An 18,134-nucleotide genomic window follows, 5' to 3' on the forward strand; every position below is an offset into this window, starting at 1 on the left:
CCCGGGCACTGTGATGCCCCGCTCGGCTGATTGAGATCCCTGGAAGGGGCCGACCCCACGGTCGGCCCCTTTCTCACGCCTTGCCGCAGATGGCGACGATGAACGTGGAGTCCTCCGTGAAGGGGCGGAGGTCCCACGTCGAGAGCGGGATCTGGAGTTCGAGCCCGGCCTGCGCGCAGTCGGCGAGGAAGTCGCGGAAGTCGTAGCCGCGGCCGGCGCCGAAGCCGATGACGGCGCGTCCATCTTCTGCCAGGTGGGTCGCGAAGCGGTGCAGCACGTCAACCCGGGTGGAGGGGGCCAGGAAGCCCATCACGTTGCCGGCCGAGACGATCACGTCGAAGTTGGCTTCGATGCCCTGCGCCGGGAGGTCCATCTCCGCCAGGTCCCCGACGACCCACGTCGGGCCGGGGTGGTCCTGCCCGGCGGCCTCGATCAGTGCCGGGTCGACGTCGATCCCTACGACGGTGTGGCCGAGCTCGTGAAGCCTGCCGCCCACCCGGCCGGGGCCGCAGCCCGCGTCGAGGATGCGGGAGCCTCGCTGCGCCATGGCGTCGACGGTGCGGGCCTCGCCGTCGAGGTCGTTGCCCTGCGCCGCCATGGTCCGGAAGCGCTGGATGTAACGGCGGGAGTGATCGGGATCCGCTTGGATCATGCGGGTCCACTTGCTGGGCTCAGGGGTCATGCGCGCAATTGAATCAGAGCCTCCTGAGGGAGTCGAACCCTCGACCACTCGCTTACAAGGCGAGCGCTCTGGCCGCTGAGCTAAGGAGGCGTGGGCCCTATTGTGCCAAGCCGGGGCGCGGAATTCCGAATCAGGCGCCCGATGCGGCCACGAACATCTGGCCCTCACCGTGCACCGTGACTTCCTCGTCTGCGGCGAGGAAGGCGCTGTCGCCCGATTCCAGGTGCATGTCGCCATCGTCGCCCTGGAGCACGAACCGGCCCGCCGTGACCAGCGCGATGCGACCGCAGTCTGAGCGCGGTACCGGGAGGTGGGAACCGTCGACGGGGGACACCAGCCACAGCTCGAACTCCGGGAACGACGTGGGGTAGACGTAGACGCCGTCCGAGCCCTCGGCGACGAGGACGGTGGGCTGCAGGGGCTCGAAGCGGACCACCTGCAGCAGGCCGTCCACGTCGATGTGCTTCGGGGTGAGGCCGCCGCGCATCACGTTGTCCGAACTGGCCATGATCTCCACGCCCACGCCGCGGAGGTACGCGTGCATGATGCCGGGCTCCAGCGCCACGGCCTCGCCGGGTTGCAGTGTGAAGCGGTTCATCAGGAGCGCGGCGAGGATGCCGGGGTCACCGGGGAAGTGCTCGTCGAGTTCGACGGCGGTGCGGGCGAACTCGCCCAGCGCGCCCGGGGCCTCGAGGAGGTTCACGGCTGCCGCGAGCACCACATCGACCAGGTGCCGCCGCTCGTCGAGCGAGAGGACGTCCAGGAAGACCTCCTGCAGGGCAGGGGCGGCGGCGCGGTCGCGCAGCGGGCCGATGACGGAGGCCAGTTCGTCGGCGACACCGAGGGCCTCGAACAGGCCGGCCGTCTCCAGCGGGTCGCGGAAGCCGAGGAGGCCCTCGAACGGGGTGAGTGCGACGATCGCCTCGGGCTTGGGCCAGTCGTCCTTGAAGGACCGGGTGGGCTCCGACGGGTGGAGTCCCAACAGCGATTCGCGGGCGTAGCCGACTTCGGCCTGCTGCCGCGAGGGATGCGCCTGCAGACTCAGCGGGGTGGAGGCGGCCAGGATCTTCATGAGATAGGGGAGCCTGTCGCCGAACTCGGCGCGGGCGGCGGCGCCCACCACCTCCGGGTTCTCCTGGACGTGGGTGGCCAACGCCATCCCGTCGTCGAGGAAGGCGTGGCCCCCCGGATGAGTGCCCAGCCAGTACTCGGCCCATGGCCGGTCGTCTGGCTCTCGGCGAAGGATCCCCGGGATGGCCGTGTGGCTGCCCCAGGCGAAGTGCTGGACATGGCCGGTGAGTCGGCGCATCGGGGATCGGCTCCTAGGGACGTGGTGTGCGGGCAGAGGCGACTCTACCTTCGGACTGGTACCAGTGTTGCCGCAGTTGAATGACACAGGTGTCGTTTGCAGCTAAACTGACCGTCATGTCCGAGGCCCTTATGCACACGCCGGTCGCCCTGACCGAACGCGAAGCCGCGATCCTCGACTTCGAGGACAGCTGGTTCACGTCCGCGGTGCCGAAGGAGCAGGCGATCATGGAGAGCTTCTCCCTGTCGTCGGCACGCTACTACCAGCAACTCAACGCCCTGATCGACACCCCGCGCGCGCTGGCGTACCGGCCGCTGCTCGTGAAGCGTCTGCGCCGCATGCGGAGCCAACGCCAGGCTGCGCGCTCGGCGCGCCGCCTCCACGCCTGATCAGTCACCGACGGAACCTCAGCGCCGCCAAGCCCTCACGCAGGGGGCGTTTTGTGCCCACGCGGTAGCCGCCCTTGAGCAGGTCCGCCTGTACCTCGAAGTGATTGGCCGTGGCCCTGTCCCCGGAGCGGAGCATGGACCAGGCCACCGCAATCACGTAGAGCGGGATGAACGGCAACCCCAGGCAGTAGGCGTACTGCCACGCATGCGCCTCCTCATGGGCGAGCAGGTCAGGGATCCGCCCCTCGACCTCGCCCACCGTCTGGCCGGGAACCAGCACGACGTCGCCCACCGTCATCGCGCTGGCGTTGACCAATGGCAGCTTCACCTGCTCGAACACGATGAGGTGGCCCTGACGGCGGGGCCGGCCACGGCCGACAAGGCCCAGTGCCAGCCCCAGTGGGGTGGAGAGATTGAGCGCGTTGGCGACATTCCGGAGGGTTCGCGGCGTGTCCATGGGATCACTCTAGTGAACCGATGCCCCAGAAGCTTTGCACTCCCTCGGGGAGAGTGCTAATAATGGGGTTAGCACTCTCACGTTTGAGTGCTACCGAATTGCGGTGAGGCCCGGAAGGGCCGTCCGTCGCGGGCACCAGCAGTTCAACCTGACATCTGAAGACACCCGGGGCTAGCCGCCCCATCGACGGGAGGACTCCCGAACACCATGGCAAAGCTGATTGAATTCAATGAGGCCGCACGACGCGGCCTTGAGCGCGGCATGAACACGCTTGCGGACGCCGTCAAGGTCACCCTCGGCCCTAAGGGCCGCAACGTCGTCCTGGAGAAGAAGTGGGGCGCCCCCACGATCACCAACGATGGCGTGTCCATCGCCAAGGAGATCGAGCTCGAGGATCCCTTCGAGCGTATCGGCGCCGAACTCGTCAAGGAGGTCGCCAAGAAGACCGACGACGTCGCCGGCGACGGCACCACCACCGCCACCGTGCTGGCACAGGCGATGGTCCGTGAGGGCCTGCGCAACGTGTCGGCCGGCGCGAACCCCGTTGGCCTGAAGAAGGGCATCGAGACCGCCGTCGCGGCGATCGTCGAGAAGCTCGGCGAACTCGCCATCGACGTTGAGACCAAGGAGCAGATCGCCGCCACCGCGTCGATCTCCGCTGCTGACCCCACGGTCGGCGAGATCATCGCCGAGGCGATGGACAAGGTCGGCAAGGAAGGCGTCATCACCGTCGAGGAGTCGAACACGTTCGGCCTCGACCTCGAGATGACCGAGGGCATGCGCTTCGACAAGGGCTACATCTCGCCCTACTTCGTCACGGACGCCGAGCGCATGGAAGCGACGCTGGATGACCCGTACATCCTGCTCGCCAACTCCAAGATCTCGTCGCTGAAGGACCTCCTGCCCGTGCTGGAGAAGGTCATGCAGTCCGGCAAGCCGCTGCTCGTCATCGCCGAGGACGTCGAGGGTGAGGCCCTGGCCGGCCTCATCGTCAACAAGATCCGCGGCACGTTCAAGTCGATCGCCGTCAAGGCGCCCGGCTTCGGTGACCGCCGCAAGGCCATGCTCACCGACATCGCCATCCTGACCGGTGCCCAGGTCGTCTCCGAGGAGGTCGGCCTGTCGCTCGACACCGTCTCCCTGGACCTCCTCGGCCAGGCGCGCTCCGTGCTCGTCACCAAGGACGAGTGCACCATCATCGAAGGCGCCGGCGACTCCGAGCAGATCGAAGGCCGTGTGGCCCAGATCCGTCGCGAGATCGAGAACTCGGATTCCGAATACGACCGTGAGAAGCTCCAGGAGCGTCTCGCCAAGCTGGCCGGCGGCGTCGCCGTCATCAAGGTCGGCGCGGCCACCGAGGTCGAGTTGAAGGAGCGCAAGCACCGCATTGAGGACGCTGTCCGCAACGCGAAGGCTGCGGTCGAAGAGGGCATCGTTCCCGGCGGTGGCGTCGCGCTGCTGCAGGCCTCGAAGCTCGCTTCGGTTGAGGGCCTGACGGGCGACGAGGCCATCGGCGCCCAGATCGTGTTCGCCTCCGCTTCGGCTCCGCTGAAGCAGATCGCCTTCAACGCCGGCCTCGAGGGCGGCGTCGTGGCGGAGAAGGTTGGCTCGCTCCCCGCGGGCGAGGGCCTCAACGCCGCCACCGGCGAGTACCAGAACATGGTCGAGGCCGGCATCATCGACCCGGCCAAGGTCACCCGCTCGGCGCTGCAGAACGCCGCGTCGATTGCCGCGCTGTTCCTCACCACCGAGGCAGTCATCGCCGACAAGCCGGAGAAGGCCCCCGCGGGCGCTCCCGGCATGGACGAGATGGGCGGCATGGGCGGCTTCTGACCCCGCTGGTTGAGCCGGCCGCCTCCGACGAAGGAGGAGCGCGGACGCGTCGAAACCGTTGAAGGATTCTCAACGCCTGAATCGAGAAGGGCGGTCCCGCAAGGGGCCGCCCTTCGTCGTGCCGCCACCGTTTCCCGCTATGGCTTGCCACCGTTTGCAAGCGGGAGCTGCCACCGTTTTAAGTCTGCAACCGCCACCGTTTTCAAATGCGCCATAGCATTCGGAGTATGTGAAGGCTGCGCAGTTGGTATCGCGTCACGACTACCGGCACCTGGCGTGGTTGCGGGAGAAGCTGGGGGATCAGCTGGTGGCAGGGGTCGTCCTGACGATGGACAAGGTGGGGCGACGGCTGCAGGACAATCTCTACGCCTTGCCGGTGAGTGCGTTGTGGATGCTGTGAGGTAGGGGCGATTACGCTGGGCGCCGAACGGAGGTGTCATGGTGAGTGCCGTGGGCGGCGGTGCCGTCGCCAGGCGCGCGAGCGAGACTGCTGGTCTCCGGTTGCTACGCGCGGACCTGATGCCCGTGCTCGTGGCCATCCTCGGCGCCCGTTTCGAGGAACGTCGCACCATCCCATACGCCGAGTTCGTGCTGATGGTGGCGGACGACCTCGACGAGTTGCGCGGAACCGGGATCAGCGCGCCGCGTACCGCGCAGGAGTACATCGCTGATTGGGTGCGCGACGGCTACCTGGTCCGGCGTCCCACAGCGGCGCGCGAGGAGACGGTGGAGCTGTCCCGCTCGGCGGCAGACGCGGTGCGCTTCGTCCTCAGCATCGAACAGCCCCAATCGACGGTGACCTCATCCCGGTTGAGCAACGTCACCGGGCTCCTCGGAGACCTGGCTCGCGACTCCGACCCCAACCCTGAGCGGCATCTCGAACTGCTCCGGGCCCAACGTGCCGAGCTCGACGAACAGATCCGCCGCGCCGAGGCCGGGCAGTACGAGCCGATGTCCGATGCTGCCGCACGTGAGCGCCTGCTCGAAATCCTGCGGCTGGCCAGCGAGGTGCCGGGCGACTTCGCCCAGGTTGCCGACGACCTCGAGGCCCTCAACCGGGACCTCCGCGAGCAGATCGTCAGCCACGACGGTGCCCGCTCGGGCGTGCTGGGCCAGATCTTCGACGGCGTGGACGTGATTGAGAACTCGGAGGCGGGCCGCACGTTCGGTGCCTTCCACGAACTGCTACTCGACCCCGTCCTGGCGGATCGCTTCAACACCGCGGTGGACGCGGTGCTCGAGCGGGGCTTCACCACCGAGCTGCCCGCCACCGATGCGGTCTTCCTGCGCCAGTTCCTGATCGTGTTGCAGCGCGAGAGTGCGCAGGTGCGCCAGCGCCTCACCGATTTCTCGCGCAGCCTTCGACGGTTCGTCGAGACGCAGGAGTACCGGGAGCACAAGCGTCTAGCCGAGGCCCTGAGCCGCGCGGACCAGGCAGCGCTGGCAGCGTTGCGCACGGTGCACCCCACCACGGAGATCGGTCGCGACCTCGACCTCACGTCGATGCAGATCTCTTCCATCGGCGCCTGGCGGCTGCACAACCCCGCCGACATGCGCCCGGAATCGGACGTCACGGAGCACCTCACCGGGGAGCTGGACCTCGCCGTCCTGCGCCAACTCGTCCGCCTGACCGAGATCGATTTCGCGGAGTTGCAGGGCAACGTCGCTGAAACCGTCGCAGAGGTGCCGGGCGCCACCGTCGGGGACGTGCTGGGCCGGTTCCCCGCCACGCAGGGCCTGGCCTCTGTCGTGGGGCTTCTCCTGCTGGCCACCCAGCACGGGGTACCGGCCAGTGGGCAGGAACTCTGGCGATGGACCTCCGCCACAGGCACGGACCGCACTGTCAGTGCGCCCCGATATGTTTTCCTCACCGTCCCTTCCGAGTGGAGTGCCCATGTCGCTGCAACCCGCGCCCAAACGGGCCGATGAGGTCGACGACCTCGACGAGTTCGACGACGACCTCACCGAGCCCCTAGCCGACCCGGGAGAACTGGACCCCGGGACCAGGCGCGTCCTGCTGCGGCTGTTGCGCGGGCCATACCTCCGCGCAGAGGAGCACTCCCACCTCTGGCACGCGCTCGTCCGCAACGAGCCGCTGGTGCGCTCACGGCTCGCGGATCTCTACCTCGAACTGGTCGTGGATCTCGACGCCGGGGTGGCGTTCGTGCGCAACCTGGACCTGGAGGATGCGCCCAAGGTGGTGCGCGCCCACCCGCTGACGGTGCTCGACACCGTGCTCGTGCTGTTCCTGCGCCGCACGCTGCTCGCCGGTCAGGGGCAGGCCACCCGCACCTTCGTGGGCCGCGATGACATCGAGGATCAGTTGCGTGGCTTCCAATCCCTGGACACCACCAACCGCAAGGGCTTCGACGACCGCATCACCGCTTCGATCAACAAGATGAAGGCCAACTCAGTGCTGCTCAACGTCACCGGCAGCGACGACCGCTGGGAGATCTCGCCCGTGCTGGCCCTTGTCTTCGGGGCCGACGAGGTGGCCGCCGTCACCGCAGATCTCAAGAGGCTGGCCGCCCCATGACGCAACACAGGCTGAGCCGGGTGCAGGTGGTCAACTGGGGCACCTTCGACGGCGCGTGGAGCTTCACGGTGCCGTGGAAGGGGCTCCTCATGACCGGCCCCTCGGGAGCCGGCAAGTCCTCCCTGCTCGACGCGATGGCGGCCATCCTGGTACGTCCCGCGAAGCTGCGGTTCAACGCTGCTGCCCAGGGCACGGATACGGGGGACCGGGAACGCAGCACCCTCACCTACGTGCGCGGGGCCCACAAGCGCGAGACGGATGAGACCACGGGCGAGGTGGGCACCGCGTACCTGCGCCGCGGCGCCACCTGGAGCGGAATCGCGCTGACCTACACCGACGAGCGCGGCAGCGAGGCCACGCTGCTGCGCCTCTTCCACATCCGCTCCGGTTCCACGGACGCGGCAGATCTGAAGTCGATGTACGTCTTCGCGTCGGAGCCGGTCGACGTCATGGCCCTCAAGCCGTACGTCGAAACGGGTATCGAGAACCGCCGTGTCAAGGCCGCCTTCCCCGCCTGGGACGTCTACAGCTCGGACGCCTACACCGGTTTCGCCGCGCGCTTCCGGCGGCACCTCGGCATGGGCAGCGAACAGGCGCAGGTGCTGCTCCACAAGACGCAATCGGCCAAGAACCTCACCAACCTCGACACCCTGTTCCGGGAGTTCATGCTCGACCTGCCGGAGACGTTCCGGTTGGCCGACGAGACGGTCGAGCAGTTCGGCGAGCTCAGCCAGGCACACGCCACCGTCGTCGACGCCCGACGGCAGGTGGAGGCGTTGAGCCCGCTGCGCAGTGCCGCCCAGCAGTTGTCGGCGCTGGCCAAGGCCAGGCGTCAGTTGGAGCTTGAGGAACAGCATCTGGGCACTTGGCTGCTCGGCCGGGAGCTGACCGCCGCGCGGGTGCAGGAGGAGCGGCAGCGGCCCGCCGTCGCCCGGCTGGCAGAGGAGTTGTCTGCGGCCGAGCGTGAGGCCACCACTGCGGAAGCGGCACGGCAACAGGCGCAGCGGGCTGTCGACCAGTCGGGTGGCGCCCAACTGGCCACGCTGGAGCAGGTGCGGGGTCTGCTGCAGCGGGAGCGCGCCCAGCAGGAGGCGCGGGCGGCCGCATGGCGGGAGGCCGCCACCGAGTTGGGGCTGTCGTTCCCGGCGGATGCCGCGACGGCCGAGGGGTTCCTGAGCGAATTGCAGGGTATCCGGGTATCAGATGAGGAGAGCCGCGCCCGGTTCGGGGAGCGGCAGTACGAGGCGATGGCGGAGCGTGGCCGGATCACGGATCAGATCAGCGTCCTCGAACGTGACCTCAGTGCGTTGCGGACGCACCGCTCCAACCTGGATGCCCGGCTGCTGCGGGTGCGCAGCAGGCTGGCCGAGCAGTTGGGTATCGCCGAGGAGCGGCTCCCCTTCGTTGGCGAGTTGGTGCAGGTGCGCGAGGAGGAGACGCCCTGGACGGGCGCGATCGAGCGGGTGCTGGGCTCCTTCGCCCGCACTCTGGTGGTGCCGGAGCGGCATTACCGCGCGGCCGCCGAGTTCATCGATGAAGACTTCCTCGGCGCCCGCCTCGTTTACGAGAAGGTGGACGAGGGAGACGCGGCCGCTCAGTTGCGCGCCGGTGGGGAATCGCTGCTGGCCAAGCTGGAGTTGGCCGATGGGCCCTATCAGGGATGGCTGGGGGAGCGGTTGGCGGCGCGCTTCGATTACGCCTGCGTCGAGTCGACGGAGGGGTTCGCCCGGCACGCGAAGGCGGTGACGCGGCGTGGCCAGGTCAAGCACTCGGCGGCCCTGCACGAGAAGGACGACAGGCGGCGCGTCGATGACCGTTCGCGCTGGGTGCTGGGCTTCACCACCGAGGCCAAGGAAGCCGAACTGGAGCGGCTGCTGGCCGTGCAGCGCGAGCTCCAGGAGCAGACGCAGGCGCGGCTGGCCGAGCTCGACGGTGAGGGGGATCGGCTGCAGCTGCGCCGCCGCCTCCTTGAGCGCCTTGATGATTTCGACTGGGCCTCGGCGGACCTGCAGCAGGTGCTCGCTCAACTGGGCGATGTAGACCGACAGCTCGACGAGTTGCGCAGTCAACACCACGATCTTCGCCAGTTGGAGGCGGCGCTGGAGCGGGCCAAGGTGGCACTCACCTCGGCGGGGCGACGGCGCGACGACCTCGCCGTCGAGCACGGCAAGGCAGCTGACGCGCTCGCGGCCGTGGCGCAGCGGATCGAACGTTTGGTGGCCGACATCGAAGCCGCTGCCCCCATGCCACCGGAGGCAGAGGAGGCGCTCGCCGGTGTGGCGGCGGAGCTGGGCGCGCCCGACGACAGGCTCGAGGTGGAACTGCGGCGGCGCTTCCGGGAACGCTCTGACGAGAACCTCAAGCACACCAACAAGGCGGAGAGCCGGGCGGTGCGGGCCATGGGCACCTATCGGCGCGAATGGCCGGGGGCGGCGGCAGATTGGGGTGAGGCCGTGGATTACCTGCCGGAGTTCCTGGCGCGCCTCGACTCGCTCGAGTCGGACGGCCTGCCTGCCTTCGAGGATCGGTTCTTCACGCTCCTGCAGAACCAGGCCCGCAACAACATCAGCCAGCTGCACATGCAGATCCGTGGTGCGTACCGGGAGATCCGTAGCCGGGTGGACGAGGTCAACAAGTCCCTGCTCATGACGGAGTTCGCGCCCAACGAGTACCTGCAGATTGAGGTCACGAACCGCTCGCTGCCCGACGTGGCGGCCTTCCTGGCCACGCTCAACGACATCACTTCCGGCTCGGTGATGGACGCCGTGTCCATGGCCAGCGCGGCGGAGCGGGCCGCGGCGGAGGTGCGCTTCGGGCAGATGCAGGCGCTCCTCGCGCGGCTCAGCTCCGATGACCCGGCGGACAAGACGTGGCGGCAGCGATGCCTGGACACGCGCCAGCACGTCGCGTTCCGCGCCAAGGTGCAGGACCCCGACGGCGTGCAGGTGGACGTCTTCACCGGCTCCGGCGGACGTTCCGGCGGCGAGCGGCAGAAGCTCGTGACGTTCTGCCTGGCCGCAGCCCTGCGCTTCCAGCTGGCCCCACCCGGCGAGCTGCGCCCCACCTATGCGCTGGTCGTCATCGACGAGGCCTTCGACAAGGCCGACCACACGTTCACGCAGGCGGGCCTGGAGGTGTTTCGCACCTTCGGGTTCCAGCTGCTCCTGGCCACGCCCATGAAGATGCTGCAGACCATCGAAGACCATGTGGGCGGCGTCGTGATGGTCGCGAACCAACCGGGGCGTGGCTCGACGCTGCAGGAGTTGCCGTTCGACACGAGCCGGCCCACCATCGACGAGGGGCCGGAGGCGGAGCAGGGGGTGCTGCTGTGAGGACGGTGGCGGACCTCCGCGCCTGGGCCGCTCGCCAATGGGCCAGGAACTGGCGGGAGTGGGTGGCCACGCCGGAGTCGGCCGGGCCGCCGTCCTGGCCGCTGCACCCGCCCACACAACGCGAGCTTGCCGCCGATCCGAACGCGGTGGCGTTGGCAGTCGGGCAGTGGCGCCAGTTGGAGGAAGAAGACGGCGTCACCCTCGAGTGGGTGGAACGGACGCTCCCGTCGTTCGGGAGGCAACGCCTTCCCAGCCGTGCGCACCTCAGCAGCCCCGCCGTCGCGCGGCTCCTGGGGGAGTCTGCGGCATGGGAGCGGGCGACGGCTGCGTTGGCGCACCTGCGCCACGCGTGGCCGGTGCTGGAGCAGCACCCGGCGGCGACGCGGGTGGTGAAGGCGCTGGCCACTCTGCCGGAGGAGGATCTGGTGCGGCTCATGGCCGTGCTGGGATGGTTGGAGGCGAACCCGGAGACGGTCCGATGGGAGCGGGAACTGCCGGTGCCCGGCGTCGACACCAAGTGGGTCGAGCGGCACCGCACCCTGGTAGGGGAGTTGGCCCACGCCATCACCGGGAGCTTGCCTGGGCTCCGCCGGATCGGGGCGCGCTTCACCGTGCACCTGCCGCCGGAGGCCGACGGCGTGCGGCAGTTCTCCGTCGACCTGGAGGGGTTGCGTGGGCTTGGCCTCCGGCCGCAGCGGGTGCTCATCGTCGAGAACGTGGTCTCGTTGCTGTCGTTGCCCGATCTGTCGGGAACCGTGGCCATCCACGGTATGGGCTTCGCCGCCCCCACCCTGGCGAGGGTGGCGTGGGTGGCCGCGGCGGAGCAGCTGTACTGGGGAGACCTGGACACCTACGGGTTCCAGATCCTCGGCCGCCTTCGAGCCGCGCTCCCGGATGTCCGCTCAGTCCTGATGGACGTGGCGACGTTGACCGCGTATCGCGGTCTCGCCGTGACCGAGCCCGTGCCGTTCCGCGGAGCGATCGGATACCTGACCGCTGAGGAACACCGCGCCTTGGCGATGCTGCGCACCGGGGACCTGCGATTGGAGCAGGAGCGGCTGCCGGCCGACGCCATCCGCCAAGCCCTCATGTCCGTCTAGGGACCCTGGCCCGGTCCGGCCGCTGGGTCGGAGGAATGTCCGTACGGGTGTTGAGCTTCGGCCCGGCGCATGAGAAGATATGAGCCTTGAACGTTAAAATCGTCATGACGAAGGAGTCACCTTGATGTCGCGTTTACGCTCCCGATTGTTCTCGGGCATCGCCATCACAGCGTTGCTGGCCACCTCAGGAGTGGTCACAGCGATCTCACCCCCAGCGCCGGCCGCCGCCGCAACCGAGTCCGTCACCCTGGTGGGTGACTTCCAGACCGAACTCGGTTGCACGGAGGACTGGCAGGCCACATGCAACGCCACGGCCCTCACCGATGCCGACGGCGACGGCCTCTGGACGGGCGATTTCACCGTCCCCGCAGGCAATTACGAATTCAAGATCGCGATCAACAACGCGTGGGATGAGGCCTACGGCCTCGATGGGGGCAACTACCCCCTGCGCCTCGCCGCGGACACGGCGGTCACGGTGAGCTTCGAGGACGGCTCCAACAAGGTCTCCCTCGGCATCGCCGACCTGCCGGCCGGCTACCAGGAGTCCGACGCGGCGCTCGTCGCTGCGCCCTTCCGTGACCCGGGCGCCGGCAACAACTTCTACTTCGTCATGACGGACCGCTTCGAGAACGGCGACACCACCAACGACGCCTGCATCGCCACCGGTCCCGCCGTCGACGGGGTGCTCCCCGTCGACTGCAGCGGTACCGACCGCCTGGTCACAGGCTTCGACCCCACCGACAAGGCGTTCTTCAACGGCGGCGACATCCAGGGCCTCCGCGACAGGCTGGACTACATCGACGGCCTCGGGATGAGCGCCATCTGGCTCACGCCGTCGTTCGTGAACCGTCCCGTGCAGGGCGCCGGCGCTGATGCGTCGGCCGGCTACCACGGGTATTGGATCACCGACTTCACGCAGATCGACCCGCACTACGGCACCAACGCCGAACTGGACGCCTTCATCGACGAAGCGCACGCCCGGGGCATCAAGGTCTACTTCGACATCATCGCCAACCACACCGCCGACGTGATCCACTACGCCGGCCACGAGGGCACCAACCCGCCCTACGTCACCAAGGCGGCCAGCCCGTACAAGGACATCAACGGGGCGGAGTTCGACCCCGCCGCCTACGCACCGGGGACCGCGGCCATGCCGCTGATGCACCCCGACGAGCGCTCGTTCCCCTACGACCCGGAGATCCCGGCGGGCATGGAGGACGCGAAGTTCCCGGCGTGGCTCAACGACCCGACGCTGTACCACAACCGCGGGTTCGATCCCGCCTGGCCGGCCGGCGAACCCGCCCGCTACATGGACTTCGGCGACCTCGACGACCTCATGACCGAGAACCAGATCGTCGTCGACGGCATGACGGCCATCTACAAGGCCTGGACCGACCTCGGCATCGACGGCTTCCGCATCGACACCGCCAAGCACGTCGACTTCGTCTTCTGGCAGGAGTTCACCCAGTCCATCAAGGACCACGCCAAGGACGACTTCTTCATGTTCGGCGAGGTCTATGACGCCGACGCGCGCCTGCTGTCGCCGTACGTCCGCAACTCCGACATGAACTCGGTGCTGGATTTCGCCTACCAATCCAGCGCCCTGGGCTACGCGAAGGGCTTCACGGCACAGGGCCTGTCCGGCCTCTTCGCGGCCGACGACTACTACACGACGGCGACCTCGTCGTCGTCGAGCCTGCCCACCTTCCTCGGCAACCACGACATGGGCCGCGTCGGCTTCCTCCTGGGCGACTCCGCGGACCGCCAGCAGCGCGCCGAGCTGGCCCACGAACTGATGTTCCTGACGCGCGGCCAGCCGGTGGTCTATTACGGCGACGAGCAGGGCTTCGTCGGCGACGGAGGCGACAAGGACGCCCGCGAGTCGATGTTCGCCTCGCAGGTGCCCAGCTACCTCGACAACTCCCTGATCGACGGTTCGCCCGCCGGCAGTGGGGCCCACTTCGGTACCGACGGTGTGCTCTACGACGACATCGCCGGCCTGGCCGGCCTGCGCAGTGCGCACCCGGCGCTCTCCACCGGTGCGCAGACGGAGCTCTACGCCGAATCCGGCGCCGGCGTCTACGCCGCCGCCCGCGTCGACCGCACCGAGAAGGTCGAGTACCTCGTGGCCGTCAACAACGCCACGACGCCCCAGACCGTCGACTTCGCCACCCTGACGCCCGGCGCCACCTACGCGCCGCTCTACGGCGCCACCACGGGCGTGACCAACGTCGACGGCTCGGTCACCCTGACCGTTCCCGCGCTGAGCGCCGTCGTCTACAAGGCCGGTGCCCCGGTCGCGCCTGCTGGCGACGCCCAGCAGATCGCCGTCACCTCCGGCGCCCCCACCGACGGCCTGGTGCCGCTCATGGCGGACATCGCCGACGACCGCTGGGCGGAGACCTCCTTCGCCTACCGCGTGGCCGGCTCCAGCAGCTACACCCCGCTGGGCACCGCTGAGACCGACCAGCCGCGCGTCTTCGGCGACTTCGGTGCGCATCTTCCCGGCACCGTCCTCGAGGTGCGGGCGGTGAGCACCGACGCCAGCGGCGTGCGGGTCGCCGCCTCGACCACCGTCGTCGTCGGGACCGACCTGGGTGCGGCCGCCCCCGACGCCGGTGAGATCGACTGGTCCACCGCCGTGACCGTCCCCGGCAACCACAACGCAGCGATGGGCTGCTCCGGAGACTGGAAGCCGGACTGCGCGGAGGCGCTCCTCACGCTGGATCCGGTGAGCGGGCTCTACACGGGCACGTTCTCGCTGCCCGCCGGCAGCTACGAGTACAAGGTGGCGGTGGGCGGCTCCTGGGACGTCAACTACGGCGTGGGTGGCGTGCCCGGCGGGGGCAACTCGCTGTACACGCTGACCGAAGCCACCGAGGTGACGTTCTTCTACGACCCCGTGACGCACCTGTTCTTCAACACGGCCCAGAGCCCCGTCATCACCCTCCCCGGCAGCTTCAACGCCGCAGCGGGGTGCCCGGGTGACTGGCAGCCTGAGTGCCTCGCCACGCTCATGTTCCCGACGGGCGACGGCAACTACACCTGGTCCACCACCTCCCTTCCGGCCGCCACCTACGAGGTGAAGGTCGCCCACGGTCAGTCGTGGGCCGAGAACTACGGTGTCGGCGGCGTGCCCGGTGGAGGGAACTACTCGTTCACCACGGCGGCGAACAAGCTCGTGTCGTTCGCCTACAACATCGACAGCCACCTGCTCGAGATCACCGTCCAGGATCCGCCGCTGGCCGGCACCGATCAACTGCTCGGCCACTGGATCGACCAGCAGACCGTGGCCTGGCCGGCGACTGTCGCCGCTGATGACCCGGCCACCCGCACCTGGGAACTCTGGGCCGACGCGGACGGCGGGCTCGCGCTCGTCGACGGTGTCGTCACCAGCAGCACCGGGGCGCCCGCGGCAAAGCTCGGCGACCTCACCTACGACGCCACCGGTCTCACCGCGGCCCAGCTCGAGGTCCGCGGCCACCTGCGCGGCTTCCTCGCGCTGAAGCTCGACGCCGACCGCGCCGCCGTCGAGGAAGCCCTGAAGGGCGACCTCGCCGTCATCCAGCGCAACGCCGACGGGCTGCCCGAGGCGTTCACCGGGCTGCAGATCCCGGGCGTGCTCGACGACCTGTATGCGTCGGATGCGCGCGCCGGCGAGCTCGGCGTGACCTTCGCCGCAGGGGTGCCGTCGCTCAGCCTCTGGGCGCCGACGGCCACCGAAGTCGACCTGCTCCTCTTCGCCGACTCCACCGGCTCGGGCGAGCCCACCCGCGTGCCGATGGTCGAGCAGGCCGACGGCACCTGGACGCTCACCGGCGAGGCCGGCTGGAAGAACCGTGCGTACCAGTTCGACGTGGGCGTCTTCGTCCCGTCACTGGACCGCATCGAGCGCAACGTGGTCACGGATCCGTACTCCATCGGCCTCACCCTCAACTCCACCCACTCGGTGCTCGTCGACCTCGACGACCCGGCCTGGGCGCCGGAGATCTGGACGGGCAACGAGGCGCCGGTGATCGACCAGTTCGTCGACCGCACCATCTACGAGCTGCACATCCGCGACTTCTCCATCACGGACGAAACCGTCCCCGAGGAACTGCGCGGCACCTACGAGGCGTTCGCGCTGGAGGACAGCGACGGCGTGGCCGCCCTCACCGAACTGGCCGAGGCCGGCATGAACACCGTCCACCTCCTGCCCAGCTTCGACATCGCCACGATCGAGGAGGACCGCACCCAGCAGGTGGAGCCGGTCGTCCCCGACGCCGGCCCGGCCTCGACGGAGCAGCAGGCCGCGGTGACCGCCGTGGCAGACCAGGACGCGTTCAACTGGGGCTACGACCCGTTCCACTACTCGACGCCGGAGGGCTCCTACGCCTCCGACGCGAACCAGATCGGCGGGAAGCGGACCTCCGCCTTCCGCGAGATGGTGGGGGGCCTGCACGGCATGGGCCTCCAGGTCGTGCTGGACGAGGTCTACAACCACACCGCGCAATCCGGGCAGGCCGACAAGTCGGTGCTCGACCAGGTCGTGCCGGGGTATTACCACCGCCTCAGCCTGACCGGCAGCGTCGAGAAGTCCACCTGCTGTGAGAACGTGGCAACCGAACACGCCATGGCCGAGCAGTTGATGGTCGACTCCGTGGTCACGTGGGCCCGCGACTACCACGTCGACGGTTTCCGCTTCGACCTCATGGGCCACCACTCCCGCGCCAACATGGAGGCCGTCCGCGCGGCTCTCGATGAACTCACCGTCCAAGCCGACGGTGTCGACGGCAGCAGCATGTACCTCTACGGCGAGGGCTGGGACTTCGGCGAGGTGGCGGGCAACGCCCGCTTCCACCAGGCCACGCAGGGCCAGTTGGACGGCACCGGCATCGGGGCGTTCAACGACCGGCTGCGCGACGCCGTCCACGGCGGCGGGCCCTTCGACGAGAACAAGTCCGAGTTCCAGGGCTTCGGCACCGGCCTCTTCACAGACCCGAACGGTGTGAGTTCCCGGAGCGCCGACGAGCAGCAGGCGGACCTGCGGCACCGCCAGGACCTCATCCGCCTCGGCATGGCCGGCAACCTGGCCGACTTCTCGTTCGAGACGTCGGCGGGCACCGTCCAGAAGGGCAGCGAACTGGATTACAACGGCCAGCCGGCCGGCTACGCCACGCAGCCGTCCGAGTCGGTCAACTACGTCGACGCGCACGACAACGAGACGCTGTTCGACCTGGGCGTGTGGAAGTTGCCCACCGATTCGACGATGGACACGCGGGTGCGGATGAACACGCTCTCGTTGGCCACCGTCGCGCTCGGGCAGTCGCCGTCGTTCTGGCACGCCGGCACCGATCTGCTGCGCTCGAAGTCCATGGACCGCGACTCCTACAACTCCGGCGACCACTTCAACGCGCTCGACTGGTCCATGCAGTCGAACAACTTCGGCGTGGGCCTGCCTCCAGAGGAGAAGAACGGTGCGAAGTGGAACGCGATGCGCCCGCTCCTGGAGGACCCGGCCAACACGCCGTCTCCTGAGGACATCGCCACCTCGCGCGCCCGTGCGCTCGAGCTGCTGAAGTTGCGCTCCACCTACCCGCTGCTCACGCTGGGCACGGCTGAGGACATCGCGCGGAAGGTCACGTTCCCCAACGCGGGCGCCGACCAGACGCCGGGCCTCATCCTCATGCGCATCGACGACACCGTCGGCACGGACGTCGACGGTGCGGTGGACGGCCTCCTCGTGGCGTTCAACGCCACCCCGGAGGCCATCACGGAACAGGTCGACGGCATGGCCGGCCTGGAACTGGCGCTCTCGCCCGTCCTCACCGACGGGCCCGACGCCGACGCCACGCTGGGCACCACCGCCTGGACCTCCTCCACCGGCACGCTGACGATCCCGGCCCGGTCCGTCGTCGTCCTCGTGCAGGACCAGGAGCAGGCACCCACCACCCCGCCGACGAAGCCCACCCCGCCGGTGTCGGCGCCGCCCACCACGAAGCCCCCGACGACGCCTCCCGGCCCGCCGGCCTTCGTGCGCAGCGCTCCGTACACCCTGCCGGGGCTGCACAAGGGCCTCAACGGGCGCGACTGGAACACCACCTGCGAGAAGTACTCGCAGACAGAACGGTGCCGCACGGAGATCTGGGCCACCGTCGTGGTGATCCAGGACGGGAAGTTCGTGCGGAAGACCGGATGGGCGTTCAACAACCTGACCTACCTGCCGTACATGACCCGGCAGCAGTGGCAGGGCAACCCGCTGGCGGTCACCAACGGGTGGACGGCGACGGACGGCCGCAGGTGGCGCACCGAGTGCGACACCGCCCAGACGGGCGGGAACGGCTGCCGGTCCTACGCCGAGGTGACCGTCTACACGGCGGTCGAGGCCGAGAAGGGCGGCGGTTGGGTCTTCAGCCAGAACAACGAATGGGTGTTCAACAACATCGTGATGTTCCGCTGATCCCCGGATAAGCGCTGACGCCGGTCGAGCACTGCTCGGCCGGCGTCACTGCATTGT

The 18,134-nt window shown here is 68.8% G+C and carries 11 protein-coding genes and 1 tRNA gene; 8 read left to right on the forward strand and 4 right to left on the reverse strand.

All coding sequences use genetic code 11. The features are described 5' to 3' along the window. Window positions 1–73: 73 nt before the first annotated feature. The 3 genes from ACZK4S_RS12610 to manA form a co-directional block, all read right to left on the reverse strand. Complete coding sequence (locus ACZK4S_RS12610) at window positions 74–682, reverse strand: class I SAM-dependent methyltransferase (protein ID WP_182762404.1); 609 nt, start codon at window positions 680–682, stop codon at window positions 74–76. 17 nt (window positions 683–699) lie between these two features. Continuing rightward, window positions 700–772, reverse strand: a tRNA-Thr gene (locus tag ACZK4S_RS12615). Between the two features lie 40 nt (window positions 773–812). After that, window positions 813–1,991, reverse strand: coding sequence for a mannose-6-phosphate isomerase, class I (manA, locus tag ACZK4S_RS12620; protein WP_463644498.1), 1,179 nt, complete (start codon window positions 1,989–1,991; stop codon window positions 813–815). 116 nt (window positions 1,992–2,107) lie between these two features. Here manA and ACZK4S_RS12625 point away from each other — a divergent pair, with 116 nt between their 5' ends. After that, the gene (locus ACZK4S_RS12625) at window positions 2,108–2,380 is read left to right on the forward strand and encodes a DUF3263 domain-containing protein (protein WP_463644499.1); all 273 of its coding nucleotides are present in this window, start codon (window positions 2,108–2,110) and stop codon (window positions 2,378–2,380) included. Window positions 2,381–2,384: 4 nt separating this feature from the next. Here the strand turns inward: ACZK4S_RS12625 and ACZK4S_RS12630 are convergent, their stop codons facing one another. Beyond that, window positions 2,385–2,837, reverse strand: coding sequence for a hypothetical protein (locus ACZK4S_RS12630; protein WP_459397028.1), 453 nt, complete (start codon window positions 2,835–2,837; stop codon window positions 2,385–2,387). A gap of 207 nt (window positions 2,838–3,044) precedes the next feature. On the opposite strand from ACZK4S_RS12630, the gene groL reads away from it, so the two are divergent. The 7 genes from groL to pulA all read left to right on the forward strand — a co-directional run bounded on the left by groL (window position 3,045) and on the right by pulA (window position 18,077). Continuing rightward, window positions 3,045–4,670, forward strand: a complete 1,626-nt coding sequence (gene groL, locus ACZK4S_RS12635; protein ID WP_076063776.1) for a chaperonin GroEL — start codon at window positions 3,045–3,047, stop codon at window positions 4,668–4,670. A gap of 244 nt (window positions 4,671–4,914) precedes the next feature. Then, window positions 4,915–5,070, forward strand: a complete 156-nt coding sequence (locus ACZK4S_RS12640; RefSeq protein ID WP_459397029.1) for a hypothetical protein — start codon at window positions 4,915–4,917, stop codon at window positions 5,068–5,070. Between the two features lie 38 nt (window positions 5,071–5,108). After that, entirely contained in the window at window positions 5,109–6,599 is a 1,491-nt protein-coding gene (locus tag ACZK4S_RS12645; RefSeq protein ID WP_463644500.1) for a DUF3375 domain-containing protein, read from the forward strand. Continuing rightward, on the forward strand, window positions 6,565–7,206 hold the full coding sequence (locus tag ACZK4S_RS12650; protein WP_463644501.1) for a DUF4194 domain-containing protein: 642 nt from the start codon (window positions 6,565–6,567) through the stop codon (window positions 7,204–7,206). Before ACZK4S_RS12645 ends, ACZK4S_RS12650 begins: the two co-directional genes overlap by 35 nt. Continuing rightward, the gene (locus tag ACZK4S_RS12655; RefSeq protein ID WP_463644502.1) at window positions 7,203–10,538 is read left to right on the forward strand and encodes an ATP-binding protein; all 3,336 of its coding nucleotides are present in this window, start codon (window positions 7,203–7,205) and stop codon (window positions 10,536–10,538) included. The genes ACZK4S_RS12650 and ACZK4S_RS12655 overlap by 4 nt, the downstream gene beginning before the upstream one ends. After that, window positions 10,535–11,638, forward strand: coding sequence for a Wadjet anti-phage system protein JetD domain-containing protein (locus ACZK4S_RS12660; RefSeq protein WP_463644503.1), 1,104 nt, complete (start codon window positions 10,535–10,537; stop codon window positions 11,636–11,638). Before ACZK4S_RS12655 ends, ACZK4S_RS12660 begins: the two co-directional genes overlap by 4 nt. Before the next feature lie 124 nt (window positions 11,639–11,762). Next, entirely contained in the window at window positions 11,763–18,077 is a 6,315-nt protein-coding gene (gene pulA / locus ACZK4S_RS12665; protein ID WP_463644504.1) for a pullulanase-type alpha-1,6-glucosidase, read from the forward strand. Window positions 18,078–18,134: the final 57 nt, after the last annotated feature.

Source organism: Tessaracoccus zhenghani, from assembly GCF_055326325.1.

What these genes read in the sequence shown, in the direction of transcription:
- manA (WP_463644498.1), bottom strand. Translation starts at nt 1,991, where the DNA reads ATGCGCCGACTCACCGGCCATGTCCAGCACTTCGCCTGGGGCAGCCAC.
- ACZK4S_RS12650 (WP_463644501.1), top strand. Translation starts at nt 6,565, where the DNA reads ATGTCGCTGCAACCCGCGCCCAAACGGGCCGATGAGGTCGACGACCTC.
- ACZK4S_RS12630 (WP_459397028.1), bottom strand. Translation starts at nt 2,837, where the DNA reads ATGGACACGCCGCGAACCCTCCGGAATGTCGCCAACGCGCTCAATCTC.
- ACZK4S_RS12655 (WP_463644502.1), top strand. Translation starts at nt 7,203, where the DNA reads ATGACGCAACACAGGCTGAGCCGGGTGCAGGTGGTCAACTGGGGCACC.
- ACZK4S_RS12610 (WP_182762404.1), bottom strand. Translation starts at nt 682, where the DNA reads ATGACCCCTGAGCCCAGCAAGTGGACCCGCATGATCCAAGCGGATCCC.
- ACZK4S_RS12625 (WP_463644499.1), top strand. Translation starts at nt 2,108, where the DNA reads ATGTCCGAGGCCCTTATGCACACGCCGGTCGCCCTGACCGAACGCGAA.
- groL (WP_076063776.1), top strand. Translation starts at nt 3,045, where the DNA reads ATGGCAAAGCTGATTGAATTCAATGAGGCCGCACGACGCGGCCTTGAG.
- ACZK4S_RS12645 (WP_463644500.1), top strand. Translation starts at nt 5,109, where the DNA reads ATGGTGAGTGCCGTGGGCGGCGGTGCCGTCGCCAGGCGCGCGAGCGAG.
- pulA (WP_463644504.1), top strand. Translation starts at nt 11,763, where the DNA reads ATGTCGCGTTTACGCTCCCGATTGTTCTCGGGCATCGCCATCACAGCG.